Source organism: Pseudomonas sp. NPDC087336, assembly GCF_044744285.1.
Classification (GTDB): Bacteria; Pseudomonadota; Gammaproteobacteria; order Pseudomonadales; family Pseudomonadaceae; genus Aquipseudomonas.
The window spans coordinates 36,374-55,378 of record NZ_JBIUYA010000034.1 but is presented as its reverse complement, the minus strand read 5'-3'; the positions used below and the strand labels follow the sequence as shown (position 1 = coordinate 55,378).

General features: G+C 54.6%; 16 protein-coding genes. 10 read left to right on the top strand and 6 right to left on the bottom strand.

The features are described 5' to 3' along the window. Nucleotides 1–132 precede the first annotated feature (132 nt). Together istA and istB are read left to right on the top strand one after the other, a co-directional pair. Entirely contained in the window at nt 133–1,647 is a 1,515-nt protein-coding gene (gene istA, locus ACIO0C_RS26250) for an IS21 family transposase (RefSeq protein WP_401316534.1), read from the top strand. A 20-nt stretch (nt 1,648–1,667) separates the two neighbouring features. Beyond that, nucleotides 1,668–2,423, top strand: a complete 756-nt coding sequence (gene istB / locus ACIO0C_RS26245) for an IS21-like element ISPsy14 family helper ATPase IstB (RefSeq protein ID WP_401316532.1) — start codon at nt 1,668–1,670, stop codon at nt 2,421–2,423. 894 nt (nt 2,424–3,317) lie between these two features. Here the strand turns inward: istB and ACIO0C_RS26240 are convergent. Together ACIO0C_RS26240 and ACIO0C_RS26235 are read right to left on the bottom strand one after the other, a co-directional pair. Next, nucleotides 3,318–4,835: a hypothetical protein gene (locus tag ACIO0C_RS26240; protein WP_401316529.1), complete on the bottom strand. Its 1,518-nt coding sequence runs from the start codon at nt 4,833–4,835 to the stop codon at nt 3,318–3,320. 530 nt (nt 4,836–5,365) lie between these two features. Then, the gene (locus ACIO0C_RS26235; RefSeq protein WP_401316526.1) at nt 5,366–6,343 is read right to left on the bottom strand and encodes an IS5 family transposase; all 978 of its coding nucleotides are present in this window, start codon (nt 6,341–6,343) and stop codon (nt 5,366–5,368) included. Between the two features lie 119 nt (nt 6,344–6,462). Here ACIO0C_RS26235 and ACIO0C_RS26230 point away from each other — a divergent pair, with 119 nt between their 5' ends. From ACIO0C_RS26230 to ACIO0C_RS26195, 8 genes are all read left to right on the top strand, one after another. Beyond that, a complete protein-coding gene (locus tag ACIO0C_RS26230; RefSeq protein ID WP_401316523.1) occupies nt 6,463–6,786 on the top strand; it encodes a hypothetical protein in 324 nt (107 codons plus the stop codon). 140 nt (nt 6,787–6,926) lie between these two features. Beyond that, nucleotides 6,927–7,958: a GDP-mannose 4,6-dehydratase gene (gene gmd, locus ACIO0C_RS26225; RefSeq protein ID WP_401316521.1), complete on the top strand. Its 1,032-nt coding sequence runs from the start codon at nt 6,927–6,929 to the stop codon at nt 7,956–7,958. Beyond that, a complete protein-coding gene (locus ACIO0C_RS26220) occupies nt 7,958–8,854 on the top strand; it encodes a GDP-mannose 4,6-dehydratase (RefSeq protein ID WP_401316518.1) in 897 nt (298 codons plus the stop codon). Before gmd ends, ACIO0C_RS26220 begins: the two co-directional genes overlap by 1 nt. Further along, nucleotides 8,855–10,000: a glycosyltransferase family 4 protein gene (locus ACIO0C_RS26215; protein WP_401316515.1), complete on the top strand. Its 1,146-nt coding sequence runs from the start codon at nt 8,855–8,857 to the stop codon at nt 9,998–10,000. Beyond that, complete coding sequence (locus ACIO0C_RS26210; protein WP_401316513.1) at nt 9,997–11,106, top strand: glycosyltransferase family 4 protein; 1,110 nt, start codon at nt 9,997–9,999, stop codon at nt 11,104–11,106. The genes ACIO0C_RS26215 and ACIO0C_RS26210 overlap by 4 nt, the downstream gene beginning before the upstream one ends. 55 nt (nt 11,107–11,161) lie before the next feature. After that, nucleotides 11,162–12,133 (top strand): UDP-glucose 4-epimerase family protein, encoded by a 972-nt coding sequence (locus ACIO0C_RS26205; RefSeq protein ID WP_401316511.1) that lies wholly within the window; start codon nt 11,162–11,164, stop codon nt 12,131–12,133. Further along, complete coding sequence (locus ACIO0C_RS26200; RefSeq protein WP_401316509.1) at nt 12,130–13,158, top strand: glycosyltransferase family 4 protein; 1,029 nt, start codon at nt 12,130–12,132, stop codon at nt 13,156–13,158. Before ACIO0C_RS26205 ends, ACIO0C_RS26200 begins: the two co-directional genes overlap by 4 nt. Before the next feature lie 105 nt (nt 13,159–13,263). Further along, nucleotides 13,264–15,258 (top strand): polysaccharide biosynthesis protein, encoded by a 1,995-nt coding sequence (locus ACIO0C_RS26195; RefSeq protein ID WP_401316558.1) that lies wholly within the window; start codon nt 13,264–13,266, stop codon nt 15,256–15,258. Between the two features lie 113 nt (nt 15,259–15,371). Here ACIO0C_RS26195 and rfbC read toward each other — a convergent pair whose 3' ends face one another. From rfbC to rfbB, 4 genes are read right to left on the bottom strand one after another with little or no spacing between them, the layout of a single operon-like run. Then, nucleotides 15,372–15,917 carry a dTDP-4-dehydrorhamnose 3,5-epimerase gene (rfbC, locus tag ACIO0C_RS26190; protein WP_008065142.1) on the bottom strand — a complete coding sequence of 182 codons (546 nt, stop codon included), beginning with the start codon at nt 15,915–15,917 and terminating at the stop codon, nt 15,372–15,374. Then, on the bottom strand, nt 15,917–16,798 hold the full coding sequence (rfbA, locus tag ACIO0C_RS26185) for a glucose-1-phosphate thymidylyltransferase RfbA (protein ID WP_008065141.1): 882 nt from the start codon (nt 16,796–16,798) through the stop codon (nt 15,917–15,919). Before rfbA ends, rfbC begins: the two co-directional genes overlap by 1 nt. An 8-nt stretch (nt 16,799–16,806) precedes the next feature. After that, nucleotides 16,807–17,709 (bottom strand): dTDP-4-dehydrorhamnose reductase, encoded by a 903-nt coding sequence (gene rfbD, locus ACIO0C_RS26180; RefSeq protein ID WP_008065139.1) that lies wholly within the window; start codon nt 17,707–17,709, stop codon nt 16,807–16,809. Beyond that, nucleotides 17,706–18,806, bottom strand: a complete 1,101-nt coding sequence (gene rfbB / locus ACIO0C_RS26175; RefSeq protein WP_008065137.1) for a dTDP-glucose 4,6-dehydratase — start codon at nt 18,804–18,806, stop codon at nt 17,706–17,708. The genes rfbD and rfbB overlap by 4 nt, the downstream gene beginning before the upstream one ends. Between the last annotated feature and the right edge of the window lie 199 nt (nt 18,807–19,005).

The following is a 19,005-nucleotide window of genomic DNA, read 5'->3' as shown; positions in this document are numbered from 1 at the left end:
CTCATTCCACGAGTATCCGGACACCGATTCCACGGCCATCCAGACACTTTTCAGGCAGGCAGCAGCGCAGGACTATTCACTACCATCGACCTCTTTTATCGAAGCTAAGAGGTCGTCGTGGAGCGTTTATCCATGCGTAAAATCCGAGAGGTACTACGCCTAAAGTTCGACGCCGGCCTGTCCGTGCGTAAGATCGCCGCCAGCTTATCCATCGGCCATTCGAGTGCGGGCGACTACCTTTGCCGGTTCGCGGCCAGCGGGCTTCAGTGGCCGATCGACATCTCTGATGCGGAGTTGAATCGACGCCTGTTTCCGCCGGCAGTGCCGGTGCCGAGCGAACAGCGTCCGTTGCCTGACTGGGCATGGGTGCACGCTGAGTTGCGCCGCCCCGGCGTAACTCTGGCACTGCTTTGGCAAGAGTATCGACTTGCCCATCCGCAAGGCTTCCAATACAGCTGGTTCTGCGAGCACTACCGCCTCTGGGCGGCCAAGATCGACGTGGTCATGCGTCAAGAGCACCGCGCCGGCGAAAAGCTGTTCGTCGATTATGCTGGTCAAACCGTCCCGATCATCGACCGGCAGACCGGGGAAATCCGGCAGGCGCAGATATTCGTCGCCGTGCTGGGGGCATCAAGCTACACCTTCGCCGAAGCCACCTGGTCGCAGAAACTGCCCGACTGGCTGGGCTCACACGCCCGTTGTTTCGCGTTTCTCGGCGGCACATCGCAGATCCTGGTACCCGACAATCTGCGCAGCGGCGTCACCAAAGCGCATCGTTACGAGCCGGACATCAACCCCAGCTACCGCGATCTGACCGAGCATTACGGCGTAGCCGTATTGCCTGCTCGCTCGCGTAAGCCCAAGGACAAGGCCAAGGTCGAAGTCGGCGTGCAAGTGGTCGAACGTTGGATCTTGGCGGTGCTGCGCAACCGCCAGTTCTTCTCGCTGGGCGAACTCAACACAGCCATCGGCCTGCTGCTGGATCGCCTCAACCAAAAGCCCTTCAAAAAGCTGCCCGGCTCACGCCGGTCAGCCTTCGAGACCCTTGACCAACCGGCACTGCAAGCGCTGCCGGAACACCCATACGTCTACGCCGAATGGAAAAAGGTACGCGTCCACATCGACTACCACGTCGAGGTCGACGGCCATTACTACTCGGTGCCGTATCAACTGGTGAAACACCAACTCGAAGTGCGATTGACCGCGCAGACGGTCGAGTGCTTCCACGCGAATCAGCGCGTGGCCAGCCATCTGCGCTCGCTTCACAAAGGCCGCCACACCACCCACACCGAGCACATGCCCAAGAGCCACCGCGAGCACGCCGAGTGGACACCGCAACGACTGATCCGTTGGGCGGAGCAGACAGGCCCGAATACGGCCGGCGTCATCGCCCACATCCTCGAACGCCGAGTCCATCCGCAGCACGGCTTCCGCGCCTGCCTGGGCATCCTGCGCCTGAGCAAACAGCACGGCGAAGAACGGCTGGAAGCCGCTTGCCAGCGTGCGCTGGCACTAGGCGCATGCAGTTACAAAAGCCTGGAATCGATCCTGCGCCAAGGGCTCGAACGCCTGCCATTGGCCCAGCAAAACTTGCCGCTGCTGCCCGACGAGCACATCAACCTGCGCGGCCCTGGCTACTACCACTGACCTGAAAAAGGAGCGTCGAAATGCTACCGAACCCGACCCTGGACAAGCTGCAAACCCTGCGCCTGCACGGCATGATCAAGGCGCTCAGCGAGCAACACGCAACGCCCGACATCAACGATCTCAGCTTCGACGAGCGCCTGGGCCTGATGGTCGACCGCGAGCTGACCGAGCGTGAAGACGCACGCCTGACCACTCGCCTCAAAGCCGCGCGGCTGCGCCACAACGCCTGCCTGGAAGACATCGACTACCGCAGCCCGCGTGGCCTGGACAAGGCCTTGATCCTGCAACTGGGCAGCGGCCAATGGCTGCGCGATGGCTTGAACCTGATCATCGGCGGCCCGACCGGTGTAGGCAAAACCTGGCTCGCCTGCGCGCTGGCCCACAAGGCCTGCCGCGATGGCTACAGCGTCCGCTACCTGCGCCTGCCGCGCCTGATGGAAGAACTGGGTCTGGCCCACGGCGACGGCCGCTTCGCCAAATTAATGACCGGCTACGCCAAGACTGACTTGCTGATCCTCGACGACTGGGGCTTGGCGCCGTTTACCGCTGCACAACGGCGCGACATGCTTGAGCTGTTGGACGACCGTTACGGTAACCGTTCGACGCTGGTGACGAGCCAGATGCCGGTGGACAAATGGCATGGGCTGATCGGCGATCCGACCTTGGGCGATGCGATCCTCGACAGGCTGGTGCACAACGCTTATCGGATCGAACTGAAGGGCGAATCGATGCGCAGGCGCGCAACGAAATTGACGGCGGCAGGGGCTTCAGACTAACAATGCAAACCTGCGTCGCTGCGCTCCGACTGCCTGTCCGAATGGGCGTGGAACGAGTGTCCGGATGTTGATGGGCTGAGTGTCCGGATGGCGTGGAATTGGCAGCCTGGGCAATATCTGCTCACCATACAATGTTTGAAGTAGGGTCAGACGCCATGGCGTCCTGACCCTACTCTTGTTGCAGTACCACGAGGCACCTTCAGGTTTGCGATAGCTGAAAAATGGATGACGTGAACGACACACCGGCCTGGCGAAGAACCTGACTTATGAAACGGCTTTAGAAGCCGCTCCGGTTTTCAGGATTGCCAGGCGCGACTCTCATCATGGCGCGGGGCATGCCTCATACAGACGCCGGATAGATTTAAGCAAGCCAACCACTTCACCCGTTAATCAGCATTGCAAAAATGGGGGTGACCATAGATTTCATTAGACCACTACACTCCAGTGGATCCGCTGTGCGTCATTCGCGTCGGTTTTTGCGTCCCGGCACAACGGGGGCTCTCCTGCATTGACCATTTCGAGACTTGCCAGCCAGTTGGGGCGTGTGCTCGAGGTCGGCAGTGCAAGCCCTCTTGAGTGACCTCTTTGACGAGGTCTACGGGAGCGACAACAAAATGAAAGTGGGAGCCAATATCAGTGCCTGTGGCACGGGCATGGATGATTGGGGTATCTCTTGCTGGAATTGGTCAGCCGGCGATGCAAAGCAGGCTTGACATCCCCAGGCGAGCGGCTGGCTTAGATAGGAAGATAGTTTCGATAAAGCACGAGGCCTGTAGCCTCGCGCTTCAGCGGAAAGGAAATGACGTTGCTCGGTCATCAGGCACCCCTATATCAGGCGAGCATTCTCGGCTGGGGTGCCTGGTTTCATTAAACCACTACAAAAGGTCGGGCTTGCTATTCAACAACGATGTTCCCATTGTCCCATCGAGCAGTTAGGACGAGTGGAGGGATGGGTGCCTGAGGCATTTCTTCGCACCGAGGTGTCGATACAACCGGAAAACGTTGGGCCACCGGATGTATGCGGTCAACCGATAGAGGGGTGCATACATTGCCGTTGATGCTCTTTCCAAGAGCAGACATTGCACTACTCAGGGCGCCTACATATAAAGTATAGACGTCTCCGAGCACTCCAGTGGTGTCTCGTATGACTATCGACGTGCTCTTGTTTTTTTCAGATGCAGCCAATGCCTGTGTTAGAACACTTTTTTGGATTTCTCCGTATTGCCTTGTTCCGAATGCAATCGAAGTGCTCGCTAATAATAGGATTATGACGGCAAACGAAATATTGCTTGCGCTTGATTTGATTGTTTGATTTTTTCTAAAGTGGCTCAGAATTGTAAGGCAGACGAGAACGAAGGCTATTGAAACAGGGTAAAGGACTCGATCGATATCATTGATATGCAATGCGCTAACGTAGATTAAAGAAAAGAATGGCAATAAGATTACAGGTGAGCTGACAAGTGCGAAGGTGGAAATTTTGGATTTTAGTGTCGGTAGATCGCTTATGGAGTCTCTACTCAAAAACAGAACAATAGATAAAAATAGTGGCAGGAGCAGCGATTCGTTACCGAATGTGGTGAAAAATGCAGACTTGATGTGGGTGAAAAGCCCTACGATGGTGAGAAGCCTAGCGCCGTCGCCTGCTAGTGCCGCTTCATATCCGCCGCTGCCAACTTTGCTGGAGATAAATAAGCAATACGCGCCATACAAAGCGAATCCTGCTCCAAGCGTAATCCAAAGGCGTAATGCATTGAAGATTTTTTGTTGGAGATTAGTCAGCAGTGAATTATCACTGTTACGCCACATGAATGAGAATAGCGGTATCGCGAGCAAGCATAAAACCAAGCCCTGATACATCGACAGTAGTAGCAGTACGGAGGCAGCGCAGCCGATGGCCATTGTGATGGACCAGCGGTGAGTTAGCCGGATTGCAAAGCCCAAAGCTGCAAAAAAAAGAACAGCGGATAGTTGTGCTGGCCCATAACGTCCAAGCCAGACGCCTGGCCATAATACAAGCGCTGCAGCGAGTGTTGAAATAACCCAGCGCTCATACCCGACCAAAAGTGGAGATACGGCCCAGCGGGTGACCAAGTAGCGCGCCACTAATATGACGGCGGTCGCCGCGGCTACTCCAAAAGGTTGCCCATTACCAATAATCCACTGAAGGGCAAATGCCGTGAAATGTAGAGGGCGCATTGCAGTGGAAGGGAGGAATTCAGTGAGAAAACCAAGGCCATGGCTATTGAAGGCTACGAACATATCCCACTCTTCAACCAGAGGTCTAACGGACCAGAAGGTTAGAGCTGATAAAATGAAAACTGTGAAGGTTTCAAGTGCTATCAGTTGGCGGCGGTTAATGTCGCTCGATTGCTGTGGGATCAGGTTTCTTTGTTCGGGAATGTAGTTGGTCATGTTTTTAGTTTAATTAATCGTTATTGGGGGCGTTGAACCTGAGGCCGGAGTGTCTCGGTGATAGATGTTTGTAACGCAGAAGGCTGCAGCAGTCCTCCCTTGATCTAGCTTGCACACCTTACCTTACATTGATTTTCTTCGCTGTGGTAATCAGGGAGGTAGGGATGAATCTTGTTTTTAGTCGATGGTATTTCCATTCGGGGGCTAAATGCACGTGTTCAATGCTCGCCGTGGCTCGCGTTTTAGGGAGATAGCGGTCAAGAAAGAGCGTATCGCGCAGCTTAGTCAGCAGATCACCAATCTGGTAACGAGGGTCCGTACCAAGGCGGGTCTAGATCAGTCCAGCAGCGGTGAATTTGCTAATCTCAAGGAACTATTGGCCCTAGGGAAGGTCTGAAGTAGTCAGCGATTTTTGATACCCTCGTTGGTAGAGGTTCAAAAAGCGCTGGCTGGTCAGAAATCAGACCTTTCCTGTTCTTAACTCATCGTTTCACCCTTGAGCGACGCCTTTTCAAGGCGCTTTTCCCGCATTACAGGCGCACCTCTCCTGCGACCAGCAGTCGTTTTCGCATCATCCACAGGTTCGACAGGGCAAATAGCGTGGCCTGTTGCGCGGTGTTTTTCATCAGGCCGCGAAAGCGCACTTTCGTATAGCCAAACTGACGCTTGATCACTCGGAATGGATGCTCAACCTTCGCCCGCACTTGTGCTTTCGCATATTCGATTTTGCGCCGCAGGCGCCCGATCAAACTCTTTTTCGCGTGTTTTTTATAGCTGCTGGGCCGGGCGGCAATCGACCAGATTATCTTGCGATTCTGATGCTCAGGACGCTTGTCCACGCCGATGTAACCAGCATCGCCAGACACGTATGATTCCTCGCCATGCAGCAACTGATCGACCTGCGTCACGTCCGCCACATTGGCCGCCGTGCCCACCAGGCTATGCACCAAACCCGACTCGGCATCGACGCCGATATGCGCTTTCATCCCGAAAAAATACATGTTCCCCTTCTTCGTCTGATGCATTTCGGGGTCGCGTTTGCCATCTTTATTCTTGGTCGAACTCGGCGCATGAATGATCGTCGCATCGACCACCGTACCGTGGCGCAACATCAGGCCACGGTCGCCCAGATAACCGTTGATGACCTGCAAAATTCCGCCGGCCAATTCATGTTTCTCCAACAAGCGCCGGAAGTTGAGGATCGTGGTTTCATCGGGAATCCGATCCAGATGCAGTCCCGAAAACTGGCGCAGGATAGTGGTCTCGTACAGCGCTTCTTCCATCGCTGGATCGCTGTAGCCGAACCAGTTCTGCATCAGATGAACTCGCAACATCGCCATCAACGGAGACGCCGGACGACCACCTTCGCCTTTCGGGTAATACGGCTCGATCAAGGCAATCAGACCCTTCCAGGGCACGACCTGATCCATCTCGATCAGAAAACGCTCGCGGCGGGTCTGCTTACATTTGCCGGCGTACTCGGCATCGGCGAAGGACATCTGTTTCATCGGGGCTCAACCGTCGTGTTCGGATCAGGCGGCTATTTCACCAAATCTGAAAGTCTTTTTCAGAGTTTCCCTAGGGTTCGTCGACAAGCAAGGGTTGTTGGGGCAGGAGCGAGCAGAAGATGCTCAGGTCGGAATTGGTCGTCCACAAATCGAACATCCTGACCACCCGCTTGGAGATTAATGAGAAGCAGCTGGATTATTATTCGGTTGGCCTGATGGTGCTGTATTGCGCTGCGCTGGGTGGTTTGCTCGCGCAGGTCCCGTCCAAGGGGGTATCCGAATATTGCTCAAAGACGCCGTCTTGCGGGAACGATGACGCTATGGCGGATCTTGCCAGGCGCTATTTCGTCGCGCTGCCGGCCGATGACGACTTGGAGCAGGTCATGGCCGAACACCGGGCGGCGCAAAAGATCTACCGTTATATTTTATGGCACACATCTTGATGTTGAGGTCGAGGGGCGCCATTCTAATCTGTATGATGACGGGTCGCGTGGTCTCGCTGTGCTGTTGGACACCGTGCTACGTGGAATGAAAATGGTCTGGCATGCCTTAACGGCGTCGAAAATGGAGTTAAGAAGCTCGAATGAAAGCAATTGTCACTGGTATTACAGGTCAAGACGGCGCCTACCTGGCGGAACTGCTGCTGGAAAAGGGGTACACCGTATACGGTACTTACCGTCGTACCAGCTCTGTCAATTTCTGGCGTATCGAGGAATTGGGCATTCAGTCCAACCCTAATCTGCATTTGGTTGAGTATGACCTGACTGACCTGTCGGCCAGCATCCGTCTGCTTCAAACCACAGGAGCCACCGAGGTCTATAACCTTGCAGCCCAGAGCTTCGTGGGGGTTTCGTTCGAGCAGCCGCTCACTACCGCGGAGATCACCGGTCTCGGTGCGGTAAACCTGCTGGAAGCCATTCGTATCGTTAACCCGAAGGTACGTTTCTATCAGGCCTCTACCTCCGAGATGTTCGGCAAGGTGCAAGCTATCCCGCAGATCGAAAGCACGCCGTTCTACCCGCGTAGCCCGTATGGTGTGGCCAAGCTTTACGCGCACTGGATGACCATCAACTATCGTGAGTCGTACGGGATTTTCGCTACCAGCGGTATCTTATTCAACCACGAGTCTCCACTGCGTGGCCGTGAGTTCGTAACTCGCAAAATCACCGACTCCGTCGCCAAGATCAAGCTGGGTCTGATGGACAAGATGGAACTGGGCAACCTGGACGCCAAGCGCGATTGGGGTTTTGCAAAGGAGTACGTGGAAGGTATGTGGCGCATGCTGCAGGCCGATGAGCCGGATACTTTCGTGTTGGCGACCAATCGCACCGAAACTGTTCGCGACTTCGTTTCCATGGCATTCAAGGCAGTGGGTATCACCATTTCCTGGGCGGGCACTGCGGAAGACGAGCAGGGCACTGATGCAGCAACCGGCAAGGTGCTGGTCACGATCAACCCGAAATTCTACCGCCCGACTGAAGTTGAGTTGCTGATCGGTAACCCGGCCAAAGCCAAGGAAGTTCTCGGTTGGGAGCCAAAAACTACCCTGGAAGAGCTGTGCCGCATGATGGTTGATGCTGACCTGCGTCGTAATGAACAAGGATTCTCGTTCTGATGATCGATGCTGGCAAACGTGCGCTGATTACGGGTATTCAAGGCTTCACCGGTCGTTACATGACTGCTGAACTTCGAGCTCATGGCTACGAGGTTTTCGGATTGGGCAGTCAGCCCTCCGAAGAGCAAAACTATCATCAGGTAGACTTGGCCGATGGTCCGGGTTTGCGCGCATTGCTGGCAAAGATTCAGCCTGACGTTGTGGTGCATCTCGCAGCATTGGCGTTTGTTGGGCATGGCGCAGCGGATGCGTTCTATCAGGTAAACCTGATTGGCACGTGTAATTTGCTGGAAGCCATCGCAGCCAGTGGCAAATCGCCCGATTGCGTATTGATTGCCAGTAGCGCCAATGTCTATGGCAACGCTTCGGGGGGCTTGTTGTCGGAGATCACCCCTCCGGCGCCAGCCAACGATTATGCTGTCAGCAAGTTGGCCATGGAGTACATGGTCAACCTCTGGCACGACCGTCTACCGATCGTCATCACTCGTCCTTTCAACTACACGGGTGTTGGTCAGGCCGAAAACTTCCTGTTGCCAAAAATTGTTTCTCATTTCCGCCACAAGGCGCAGAGGATCGAACTTGGCAACCTGGATGTCTGGCGCGACTTCAGTGATGTTCGTGCGTTAGTGGCTGCTTATCGGGGATTGATTGAAGCAAGGCCGCTTGGTCAGACGATCAATGTCAGTTCGGGGTATACCCATTCACTGCGTGAGGTCATCGAGTTGTGCAAAGGGTTTACCGGGCACAATATCGAGGTTGAGGTAAATCCTGCCTTTGTGCGTGCCAATGAGGTAACGACCCTGTGCGGAGATAACTCCAGATTGCTGGCGCTAGTGCCTGGCTGGGCAACCCCATCCTTGGGCGAAACCCTGAGCTGGATGCTGACGGCCGATTAAATGAAGTTAATTCTCTCTGTTGAACCGGTTCGCTTCCCGCTAACCGGTATTGGTCGTTACACCTATGAATTGGCGCTGCGACTGCAGCAGAGTCCGGAAATTACCGACCTGCAGTTTTTTGCCGGTCGCCGGTTTTTACCCGCGTTGCCAACGGCTGCCGAAGCGTCAGGCAGTGGTTACGGCCTGAAGCGGGCCGTGCAGAAAAACTTCCTGGCGGTCGAAGCCTATCGGCTACTGATGCCGTTGCTCAGGAAGCACGCTTTAAAAGGTCATGGTGATTTTCTTTACCATAGCCCTAACTACTATCTGCCGCCTTTTGCCGGCCGCAGTGTTGCAACCTTCCACGATTTGTCGCCCTTTACCTGGTCTCACTGCCATGCGCCGCAGCTTGTGCGCTATTTGCAGAAAGAGCTTAAAGCCACGTTGGTACGGGCGGATGCGCTGATCACTGACTCCGAGTACACGCGCAGAGAGTTGGCTGATTATTTTTCCTGGCCTATCGAGCATATCCATACGGTACCGCTCGCCAGTTCTGCAGAGTTTCATCCTCGTAACTCAGAAGAGCTCACCAGCACGCTTTCGCATCATGGTCTCAAGGTGGGTGGTTATAGCCTGTTTGTCGGGACAATCGAGCCTCGCAAAAACATCGAGACGCTGCTTGATGCCTACTCCCGGCTTCCGCTCCATGTGCGCAAGCGCTGGCCGTTAGTGCTGACCGGTTATCATGGATGGCGAAACGAAAGCATTCACCAGCGGCTGGAAAGTGCAAAACGCGAAGGCTGGGCTTATTACCTGGGTTTTGTGCCCAGTGAAGATCTCCCGTTGCTATTCTCCGGGGCTCGTCTGTTTACCTTTCCATCGCTTTATGAAGGGTTTGGATTGCCGGTACTTGAAGCGATGAGCTCAGGTGTTCCAGTGGTCTGCTCAAACAGTTCTTCGTTACCGGAAGTCGCCGGTGAAGCCGCATTGATGTGCGATGCCAAGGACACGGAAACGCTGACCGAGCTCATTCAGCGAGGTTTGGAAGACGAGATGTGGCGTGCTAGTGCCGTTGAGCAAGGCTTGCTGCATGCGGCCAGATTTTCATGGGAGCGCTGTGCAATGGAAACGCTTGAGGTTTACCAGAAGGTGATCAAGGGACAATGATCAAGGTTCTGCACTTCTTCAAGACGTACTACCCGGAGACCATGGGTGGTATTGAGCAAGTCATTTTTCAGATTGCCGAGGGCGGGATTCATCACGGGTTTGAATCTGAAGTGCTTTATCTCAGTGAGCGAGGTGCGGCGCGCAATGAAAGGGTGGGGCACCATTTAACTCATCGCTCCAAACTCGATTTGCATATCGCCTCCACCGGTTTCTCGCTATCGGCGATCAAGGATTTTGCCGAGTTGGCGAAAAAGGCAGACATTGTTCACTACCACTTCCCATGGCCTTACATGGACCTGGTGCATTTTGTCAGTCGAATAAACAAGCCCGCTGTCGTCAGTTATCACTCGGATATCGTCAAGCAAAAAACGCTTCTCAAGCTTTATCAACCCTTGATGAACCGTTTCTTTTCCAGTGTTGATTGTATTGTTGCTTCTTCGCCCAATTATGCTCAAAGCAGTCCGGTATTAACGCGTTTCAAGGACAAGGTTCGTGTCGTGCCTTATGGGTTGGATCGTAAAACTTACCCTACGCCTTCGGCTGAAAAACTTGCATTGTGGCGTGAGCGCCTGGGAGAACGTTTTTTCCTGTTCGTCGGTGCGTTGCGTTACTACAAGGGGCTGGACTACCTGCTGGAAGCCGCCAAAGCGACTCAACTCCCCGTCGTCATTCTGGGAGGAGGGGGGCTCGAGGCTGAGCTCAAGGCAAAGGCCAAGCAATTGGGCCTGTCCAATGTGCATTTCCTGGGTGGGTTACCTGACGAAGACAAGGCTGCTCTTTTGCAGCTGTGCTACGCATTCGTTTTCCCTTCACACCTGCGATCCGAGTCTTTCGGTATTTCGTTGCTTGAAGCGGCGATGTACGGCAAGCCGATGATTTCCTGTGAAATTGGTTCTGGCACCACTTACATCAACATCGCAGGGGAGACCGGTTTGGTCGTGCCGCCCCGCGATTCTGTCGCACTGGCTGCGGCAATGACCTCGCTCTGGAATCAACCGGATGTGGCGGCAGCGATGGGAGAGGTAGCGCAGCGGCGTTTCGAAACGGTGTTCTCTTCTGATTCGATGGCAAAATCCTATGCCGAGATTTATCGCTCACTGCTTTGAGCGATTCGGCACAGTGCCCGGGCATTGAAGTTTTTTTGTATTCCAAGGGCCACTCATGAGAGCTAAGGCATTTCTGGTTACCGGCGGCAGCGGATTTCTGGGGCGGGCGTTGATCAATCGATTGGTGCAGATGCCTGGGTGTTCTGTCATGGCGCCTCTGCGGGCGCCATCCACCACGCTGCCCATGGGTGTACGTTCGCTGCGGTTGGGTAACCTCGATGGCACTAACGATTGGACGACCGCCCTAACTGACGTCGATGTAGTTGTGCATGCGGCTGCTCGGGTTCACGTCATGAATGAGAGAGCTCTGGACCCTTTGGCGGCGTTTCGTGAAGTCAATGTCGAGGCCACACTGAACCTTGCTCGTCAGGCTGCGGCGTGCGGAGTGAAGCGTTTTATCTTCATCAGTTCCATCAAGGTGAATGGGGAAGGCACAGAGCCTGGTGCCGTGTATCGGCCAGATGATGTACCAGCACCCATTGACCCTTACGGCATCTCAAAGTTTGAGGCAGAAAAAGGGTTGATGGTGCTCGCCGCTACCACGGGTATGGAAGTGGTCATCATCCGGCCCGTATTGGTCTATGGCCCAGGCGTCAAAGCCAATTTTCTCAGCATGATGCGCTGGTTGTATCGTGGGATTCCGTTACCTTTTGGTGCTGTCGACAACAGGCGTAGCCTGGTTGCCATAGACAATCTGGTGGACTTGATCGTTACCTGTTCCGATCATCCGGCGGCCGCCAATCAAGTATTCCTGGTCAGCGACGGTGAAGACGTCTCGACTAGCCAACTGTTGCACAAGTTAGCGGCAGCCTTGGGCAAGCCAGCCAGGTTGTTGCCCGTACCGACGCGACTCTTGCGTGGCGTTACCGCATTACTTGGCCAGCGAGCACTGGCCGACCGTATTCTCGGGTCCTTGCAAGTTGATATCAGCAAAAACCGCCAACTACTGGGTTGGATACCTCCTGTCACTCTCGATCAAGCTTTGGCCCTGACGGCGCAACATTTTCTGGACTCCCATAAATCATGAATCATGGCTGGTTTATCCCTGTCATTGTCGCTGTTTCTTTTTCCCTGACTTGGGCTCTGCGTCGTTACGCCCTGTCGCGTAGCCTGCTGGATATTCCCAATGCGCGCAGCTCGCACTCGATACCCACGCCTCGGGGTGGAGGAGTGGCAATTGTTCTAGCCTTTACCTTGGCGCTGTTCATACTTTGGTTTGCAGGGTTGATGAGCTTCCCGGCGTTTCTGGGGATTACTGGCGCCGGTGCCCTGGTTGCCGTTATCGGATTCATGGACGACCACGGGCACATCGCTGCCCGTTGGCGCTTGTTGGGGCATTTTGCTGCATCTATCTGGTTGCTGTTCTGGCTCGGTGGCTTGCCCGTTGTTGAGTTATTCGGGTACACATTTGATCTTGGATGGTTTGGTCATGTACTAGCGATGTTTTATCTGGTGTGGCTGCTCAACCTTTACAACTTCATGGACGGAATCGACGGAATTGCCAGTGTCGAGGCGATTTGCGTTTGTCTCGGGGCTTGCCTGTTGTACTGGGTGAGTGATGCGGCGCAATTGATCTGGGCTCCGTTGTTGTTGGCCATTGCCGTAGCCGGTTTCCTGGTCTGGAATTTCCCCCCCGCGAAAATTTTCATGGGGGACGCTGGCAGTGGTTTTCTGGGGATTGTCCTTGGGGGGCTTTCACTCCAAGCGGCGTGGGTCTCGGCAGATTTGCTGTGGGGCTGGCTGATCCTGCTGGGCGTGTTCATTGTCGATGCAACGTTCACGCTGTTTCGCCGCTTACTCAGGGGCGACAAGGTCTATGAAGCGCATCGCAGTCATGCCTATCAGTTCGCCTCTCGTCGATTGGGCAGTCATTTGACGGTTACAGCGGTCGTGGGGGCGATCAATTTGCTTTGGCTGTTGCCTATTGCAGTAGGCATTACACAATTTGGCCTGAACGCCGGGGCGGCATTGATTCTGGCCTATGCTCCATTAATTGCGCTGGCCATCAAGTTCCACGCGGGTGAGCTTGAAATCCCAGCGGGGAAACACTGAGTGACAGTTCGATCATTTCCATTCTGAAGTGGATAAGATGCGCCAATAAGGCCACTACGGTGATAGGGCAGTTGAGGGGAGGAGTTAGAGGTGTTTGAAGACTTCATGGATAAGGTCAGGGCAGGCCTCGTAGGGCTTCCCAGGCGCCGCAAGCGACTGATACAGGTGACCACAGACATTATTCTGGTCTGGGGGTCTCTGTGGTTGGCATTCCTCGTGCGCCTGGGTATCGACGATATGTACAACCCCTTCAGGGCCCATTTATGGTTGTTTGTTAGCGCCCCTCTCGTCGCCATTCCTCTATTCATCAGGTTCGGCATGTACCGTGCAGTCATGCGCTACTTCGGCAATGACGCGCTCATCGCCATAATCAAGGCGGTCAGTCTTTCCTCGTTGATCCTGGCACTCGTGGTCTATTGGTACAGCAATCACCAAACAGTGGTGCCGCGATCCATCGTCTTCAACTACTGGTGGTTAAGCCTCGTTATCATTGGCGGGCTACGTCTGTGCATGCGCCATTACTTCATGGGCGACTGGTTCGCCGGCGCGCGACATGTATCTTTTGCAAGTCGCGATGACGGCCTCACCAAGGTCGCGATCTACGGTGCTGGAGTGGCTGGCAATCAGCTGGTTGCGGCGCTTCGCATGGGGCGTGTCATGCGGCCCGTGGCGTTTATCGATGACGATCAAAGCATCGCGGATCGGGTGATTGCCGGTCTGCAGGTGTACAAACCCAAGCATATTCAACAGATGATCAGTGAGACGGGTGCTCAGGAGATTCTTCTGGCGCTGCCATCATCTACCCGTGCACGACGTCGGGAGATTCTGACTTTCCTTGAGCGTTTCCCGCTGCATATTCGCAGCGTTCCTAATTTTAGCGACCTGGCCAGCGGCCGGGTGAAGGTTGAAGACATTCAGGAAGTCGATATCGCTGACTTGTTGGGGCGCGATTCGGTGCCTGCACAATCAGATTTGCTCGAACACTGTATCAAAGGCAAGACAGTCATGGTGACAGGGGCTGGGGGATCGATCGGCTCGGAGCTGTGTCGACAGATTTTTTCGCTGGCCCCGACCACGCTTCTATTGTTTGATCACAGCGAATTCAACCTCTATAGCATCCTCACGGAACTGGAGCAGCGTGCAGCCCGGCAGACGGTCCCAGTCCGACTGTTGCCGATTCTCGGCTCCATACGTCATCAGGACAAACTGGTGGATGTGATGAAGACCTGGGATGTAGACACGGTCTACCACGCCGCAGCGTATAAACACGTGCCCATGGTCGAGCACAATATTGCAGAAGGCGTGTTGAACAACGTCATCGGTACGCTCAACACCGCTCAGGCCGCGTTGCAGGCAGGAGTTTCCAACTTTGTGCTGATCTCCACCGACAAAGCGGTACGTCCCACGAATGTGATGGGCAGTACCAAGCGTCTGGCCGAACTGATGCTTCAAGCCTTGAGTCATGAGATTGCGCCGGTTCTGTTCGGCGACAAGGCCAATGTGTCCAGGGTCAATAAGACGCGCTTTACCATGGTTCGCTTCGGGAATGTGCTGGGGTCTTCAGGTTCGGTGATCCCGCTGTTTCACAAGCAGATCAAGTCCGGGGGACCATTGACGGTCACTCACCCGAAAATCACTCGCTATTTCATGACCATTCCGGAGGCCGCGCAACTGGTGATCCAGGCGGGCTCCATGGGGCAGGGCGGGGATGTGTTCGTGCTCGACATGGGCGAGCCGGTGAAGATTGTCGAGTTGGCAGAGAAGATGATTCATCTGTCCGGTTTGAGTGTTCGTTCGGAGAGAAATCTCCAGGGCGATATCTCGATCGAATTTACCGGGCTGCGCCCTGGTGAAAAGCTTTACGAAGAGTTGCTGATTGGCGACAACGTCAGTGCCACCCAGCACCCGATGATCATGAGCGCCAATGAAGATCACCTGCCTTGGGATGTACTCAAGGATAAACTGTCCGAACTACTCAGCGCCGTTGAAAAGGATGATTACGCACGTGTACGCCAGTTACTGCGTGACACGGTCAGCGGCTATACCCCTGACGGCGATATTGTCGACTGGATTTACCAGCAGCGTCGCCTTGAGCCATGATTGTTTCGCATGGTGTTTAGAGCATCACGCTTTTAATGCCAAACATTGAAAGCCCCACCTGAGATTTTCCGGTGGGGCTTGTGCAGCAATTGCTATTACTTCAGCTCAAACCTTCAAAAGACTTCGGCATTGGCGAGCAATACACCAAGCTGGTCCTTTCCAGACAAGATAGGCTCGCCGTCGTATCCCCAATCGATGCCAATTTCAGGGTCGTTCCACATGATGCACCGCTCGCAAGATGGCGAGTAGACATCGGTCGTCTTGTAGAGGAATTCAGCCGTATCGCTCAAGGTGACAAATCCGTGGGCAAATCCAGGTGGAATCCACAGTTGTCGCTTGTTGTCGGCAGAAAGAATTTCACCTACCCATTGGCCAAATGTAGGGGAGTTACGGCGGATATCCACCGCCACATCGAAGACTTCGCCTTGAATGACTCGTACTAACTTGCCTTGTGCGTGCGGGGGCAATTGGTAGTGCAGTCCGCGCAGAACACCCTTTACCGACCTGGAATGATTGTCCTGCACAAAGCTGGGCTTGACATCCGTAGCCTCATAAAAGGCACCCGCGCTAAAACTCTCATAGAAGAATCCGCGCTCATCCCCAAACACCTTGGGAGTAATCAATACGACTTCAGGAATTGCCAGTTGAACGCCTTGCATCAGTACACCTTGTCCTTCAGGAGGTTTTGCAGGTACTTGCCGTAACCATTTTTAGCCAGTGGTTGCGCCAGGCGCAGTAAATGTTCCGCGTCGATCCAACCTGCTCGGAAACTGATCTCTTCAGGGCAGGCCACTTTCAGGCCTTGGCGCCTTTCGAGGGTTGCAATGTACTGACTGGCCTCAAGCAAGCTGTCATGGGTGCCGGTGTCAAGCCATGCATAGCCACGGCCCATGATTTCGACATGCAGATTCTGTTGATCAAGATACAGGGAGTTGAGGTCTGTGATTTCCAGCTCACCCCGAGGTGACGGTCGCAGTTCTTTAGCCAGATCAACTACTTGATTGTCGTAGAAATACAGGCCGGTCACCGCATAGCTGGATTTCGGTACGAGAGGTTTTTCTTCCAGGGACAATACACGGCCAGCCGAATCAAACTCCGCAACACCATAGCGCTCTGGGTCCTGCACATGGTATGCGAACACCGTTGCACCCGTATCACGTTGCATGGCACTGTTGAGCAACGGTTGGAAATCATGACCGTAGAAAATGTTGTCGCCCAGAACCAGTGCCGATTGATCGTTGCCAATAAAATCGGCGCCGATTACGAAGGCCTGTGCCAAACCATCCGGGCTCGACTGCACGGCATAGGATAGATTGATGCCCCACTGGCTGCCGTCGCCCAGCAGCTGTTCAAAGCGAGGGGTATCCTGGGGAGTAGAAATAATCAAAATGTCGCGGATGCCCGACAGCATCAATGTGCTGAGCGGGTAGTAGATCATCGGCTTGTCGTAAACCGGCAAAAGTTGCTTGGATATCGACAAAGTCGCGGGGTGCAGTCGAGTGCCCGATCCACCCGCCAAAATTATTCCTTTACGTGCCATGTTGCCTCCTAGTTGATTATTTCATTCAGCATGCGCGTGACACCGAATTGCCAATGCGGCAGTTTCAGGCCAAAAGTCGACTCCAGCCGATTGCAATCAAGGCGTGAGTTCCGTGGTCGTGCCGCTGGCAGCGGGTACGCCTCGGTCATGATTGCGCCGACTTTTGCGGCACTGACCTTGAGAGGAATACCCGCCTTTTCCGCATGCTCCAGTACATGGCGTGCGAAGCCGCACCATGAGGTCTCGCCCTTCGCCGCCAGGTGATAAATCCCTGCCAGGGCGTGACTGTCGTTGGACATCAGTAAGCGAATGGCATGAGCCGTCACATCGGCAATCAAGTCCGCGCCGGTCGGCGCTCCAATCTGATCGTCGACGACGTTCAGTTGTTCGCGTTCCTGAGCCAAGCGAAGCATGGTCTTTGCGAAGTTGTTACCACGTTCGGCGTAGACCCAACTGGTCCTGAACACGACGCTTTTTGCGCCCGAGGTCGTGATAGCTGCTTCACCCGCACGCTTGCTGCTGCCGTAGACGGACAACGGCCCTACAGCGGTGGTTTCATCTTTGGGCTGGTCACCGCTGCCATCAAATACATAGTCAGTAGAGTAGTGAACCAGCCAGGCACCAAGAGCCACAGCCTCCCTCGCGAGGACACCGGCGGCCTCGGCGTTGATACGGTAGGCGATCTCTGGCTCGCTTTCGGCCTTGTCTACGGCGGTGTAAGCCGCTGCGTTGACAATCACCTGGGGCGCTACTCGTCGAACAGTGGCTGCCAGGCCATCGAGGTCTGCCAAGTCACCGCATAATCCATTCTCACCTTGGCGATCGAGCGCAATCACCTCGCCCAAAGGGGCGAGGGCACGTTGGAGTTCCCAACCCACTTGACCATTTTTGCCTAGTAGTAGGATCTTCATGCGTGTTCGGTCTTGTATTGCAGTTTTTCCCATTCCCGATAACTGCCATCGAGCACGCCGTTCACCCAAGGCTGATTCGCCAGGTACCATTGCACCGTCTTGCGGATACCCGTCTCGAATGTCTCGGCAGGCAACCAGCCCAGCTCACGCTCGATCTTGCGCGCGTCGATAGCATAGCGACGGTCATGGCCGGGGCGATCAGTGACATGGGTGATCAATTCTACATAACGTTCAACAGGGGCATCGGTCAGCGCATGGCGAACACCACGCCCTGCTGCCGGCGCCAACTCGTCCAGCAAATTGCAGACGGTGTGCACGATGTCGATGTTGGCCTTCTCGTTCCAGCCGCCGACGTTGTAAACCTCTCCTGGAGTCCCTGCTTCAAGAACTCGACGAATGGCTGCACAGTGGTCTTCAACAAAGAGCCAGTCACGGATCTGTTGCCCGTCACCGTAAACAGGCAGCGACTTGCCGGCGAGTGCGTTGACAATCATCAACGGGATCAACTTTTCCGGGAAGTGGAAGGGACCGTAATTGTTCGAGCAATTGGTGGTCAGCACCGGCATGCCGTAGGTGTGATGATATGACCGCACCAGGTGATCGCTTGCAGCCTTGCTGGCAGAGTAGGGGCTGTTAGGAGCATACGGAGTTGTTTCGCTGAACGCGGGATCTTCCGCGCCTAATGTTCCGTAGACCTCATCGGTGGAGACGTGAAGAAAGCGGAAGGCGCTTTTGGCTTCAGCGTCCAGACCCGACCAATAAGCTCGTGCGGCCTCGAGCAAGCGGAACGTACCATTCACGTTGGTTTCGACGAATGCCTCCGGGCCGTGAATGGAGCGGTCCACATGGGACTCTGCAGCAAAATGGACCACTGCGCGGGGGGCGTACTCGGAGAACAAGCGTGCGAGGAGCTCGGCGTCCAGGATATTGCCATGGACGAAAGTATGCTGTGGCGAATTCTCTAACGACTGTAGGTTCGCCAAATTACCGGCATAGGTCAGTGCGTCCAGATTCAAGATAGGCTCGCTGCTATGTGCACACCATTGCTGAGCGAAATTGGAGCCGATAAACCCGGCTCCGCCTGTGATTAAGATCATCCGTAATATCTCTTGGCGTTTGAAGTTCTAACTGGTTGCGTATTATTACAGCTTGAGCACGATTTGTAAAAGTTCCGTGTAGCGCGTCATTTACGTCGGCTTGAATTCGTATGGTTATCGTTAAATAGCTATTAGGGACGCTCCGAAAGCAAAATTCTGTCACCATATAAAACTATAGTGACGGTGTAATTGTGCGCGT

Excerpts from the sequence above, each read along its gene's own strand:
- istA (WP_401316534.1), top strand. The coding sequence starts at position 133 with ATGCGTAAAATCCGAGAGGTACTACGCCTAAAGTTCGACGCCGGCCTG.
- istB (WP_401316532.1), top strand. The coding sequence starts at position 1,668 with ATGCTACCGAACCCGACCCTGGACAAGCTGCAAACCCTGCGCCTGCAC.
- ACIO0C_RS26240 (WP_401316529.1), bottom strand. The coding sequence starts at position 4,835 with ATGACCAACTACATTCCCGAACAAAGAAACCTGATCCCACAGCAATCG.
- ACIO0C_RS26235 (WP_401316526.1), bottom strand. The coding sequence starts at position 6,343 with ATGAAACAGATGTCCTTCGCCGATGCCGAGTACGCCGGCAAATGTAAG.
- ACIO0C_RS26230 (WP_401316523.1), top strand. The coding sequence starts at position 6,463 with ATGCTCAGGTCGGAATTGGTCGTCCACAAATCGAACATCCTGACCACC.
- gmd (WP_401316521.1), top strand. The coding sequence starts at position 6,927 with ATGAAAGCAATTGTCACTGGTATTACAGGTCAAGACGGCGCCTACCTG.
- ACIO0C_RS26220 (WP_401316518.1), top strand. The coding sequence starts at position 7,958 with ATGATCGATGCTGGCAAACGTGCGCTGATTACGGGTATTCAAGGCTTC.
- ACIO0C_RS26215 (WP_401316515.1), top strand. The coding sequence starts at position 8,855 with ATGAAGTTAATTCTCTCTGTTGAACCGGTTCGCTTCCCGCTAACCGGT.
- ACIO0C_RS26210 (WP_401316513.1), top strand. The coding sequence starts at position 9,997 with ATGATCAAGGTTCTGCACTTCTTCAAGACGTACTACCCGGAGACCATG.
- ACIO0C_RS26205 (WP_401316511.1), top strand. The coding sequence starts at position 11,162 with ATGAGAGCTAAGGCATTTCTGGTTACCGGCGGCAGCGGATTTCTGGGG.
- ACIO0C_RS26200 (WP_401316509.1), top strand. The coding sequence starts at position 12,130 with ATGAATCATGGCTGGTTTATCCCTGTCATTGTCGCTGTTTCTTTTTCC.
- ACIO0C_RS26195 (WP_401316558.1), top strand. The coding sequence starts at position 13,264 with ATGGATAAGGTCAGGGCAGGCCTCGTAGGGCTTCCCAGGCGCCGCAAG.
- rfbC (WP_008065142.1), bottom strand. The coding sequence starts at position 15,917 with ATGCAAGGCGTTCAACTGGCAATTCCTGAAGTCGTATTGATTACTCCC.
- rfbA (WP_008065141.1), bottom strand. The coding sequence starts at position 16,798 with ATGGCACGTAAAGGAATAATTTTGGCGGGTGGATCGGGCACTCGACTG.
- rfbD (WP_008065139.1), bottom strand. The coding sequence starts at position 17,709 with ATGAAGATCCTACTACTAGGCAAAAATGGTCAAGTGGGTTGGGAACTC.
- rfbB (WP_008065137.1), bottom strand. The coding sequence starts at position 18,806 with ATGATCTTAATCACAGGCGGAGCCGGGTTTATCGGCTCCAATTTCGCT.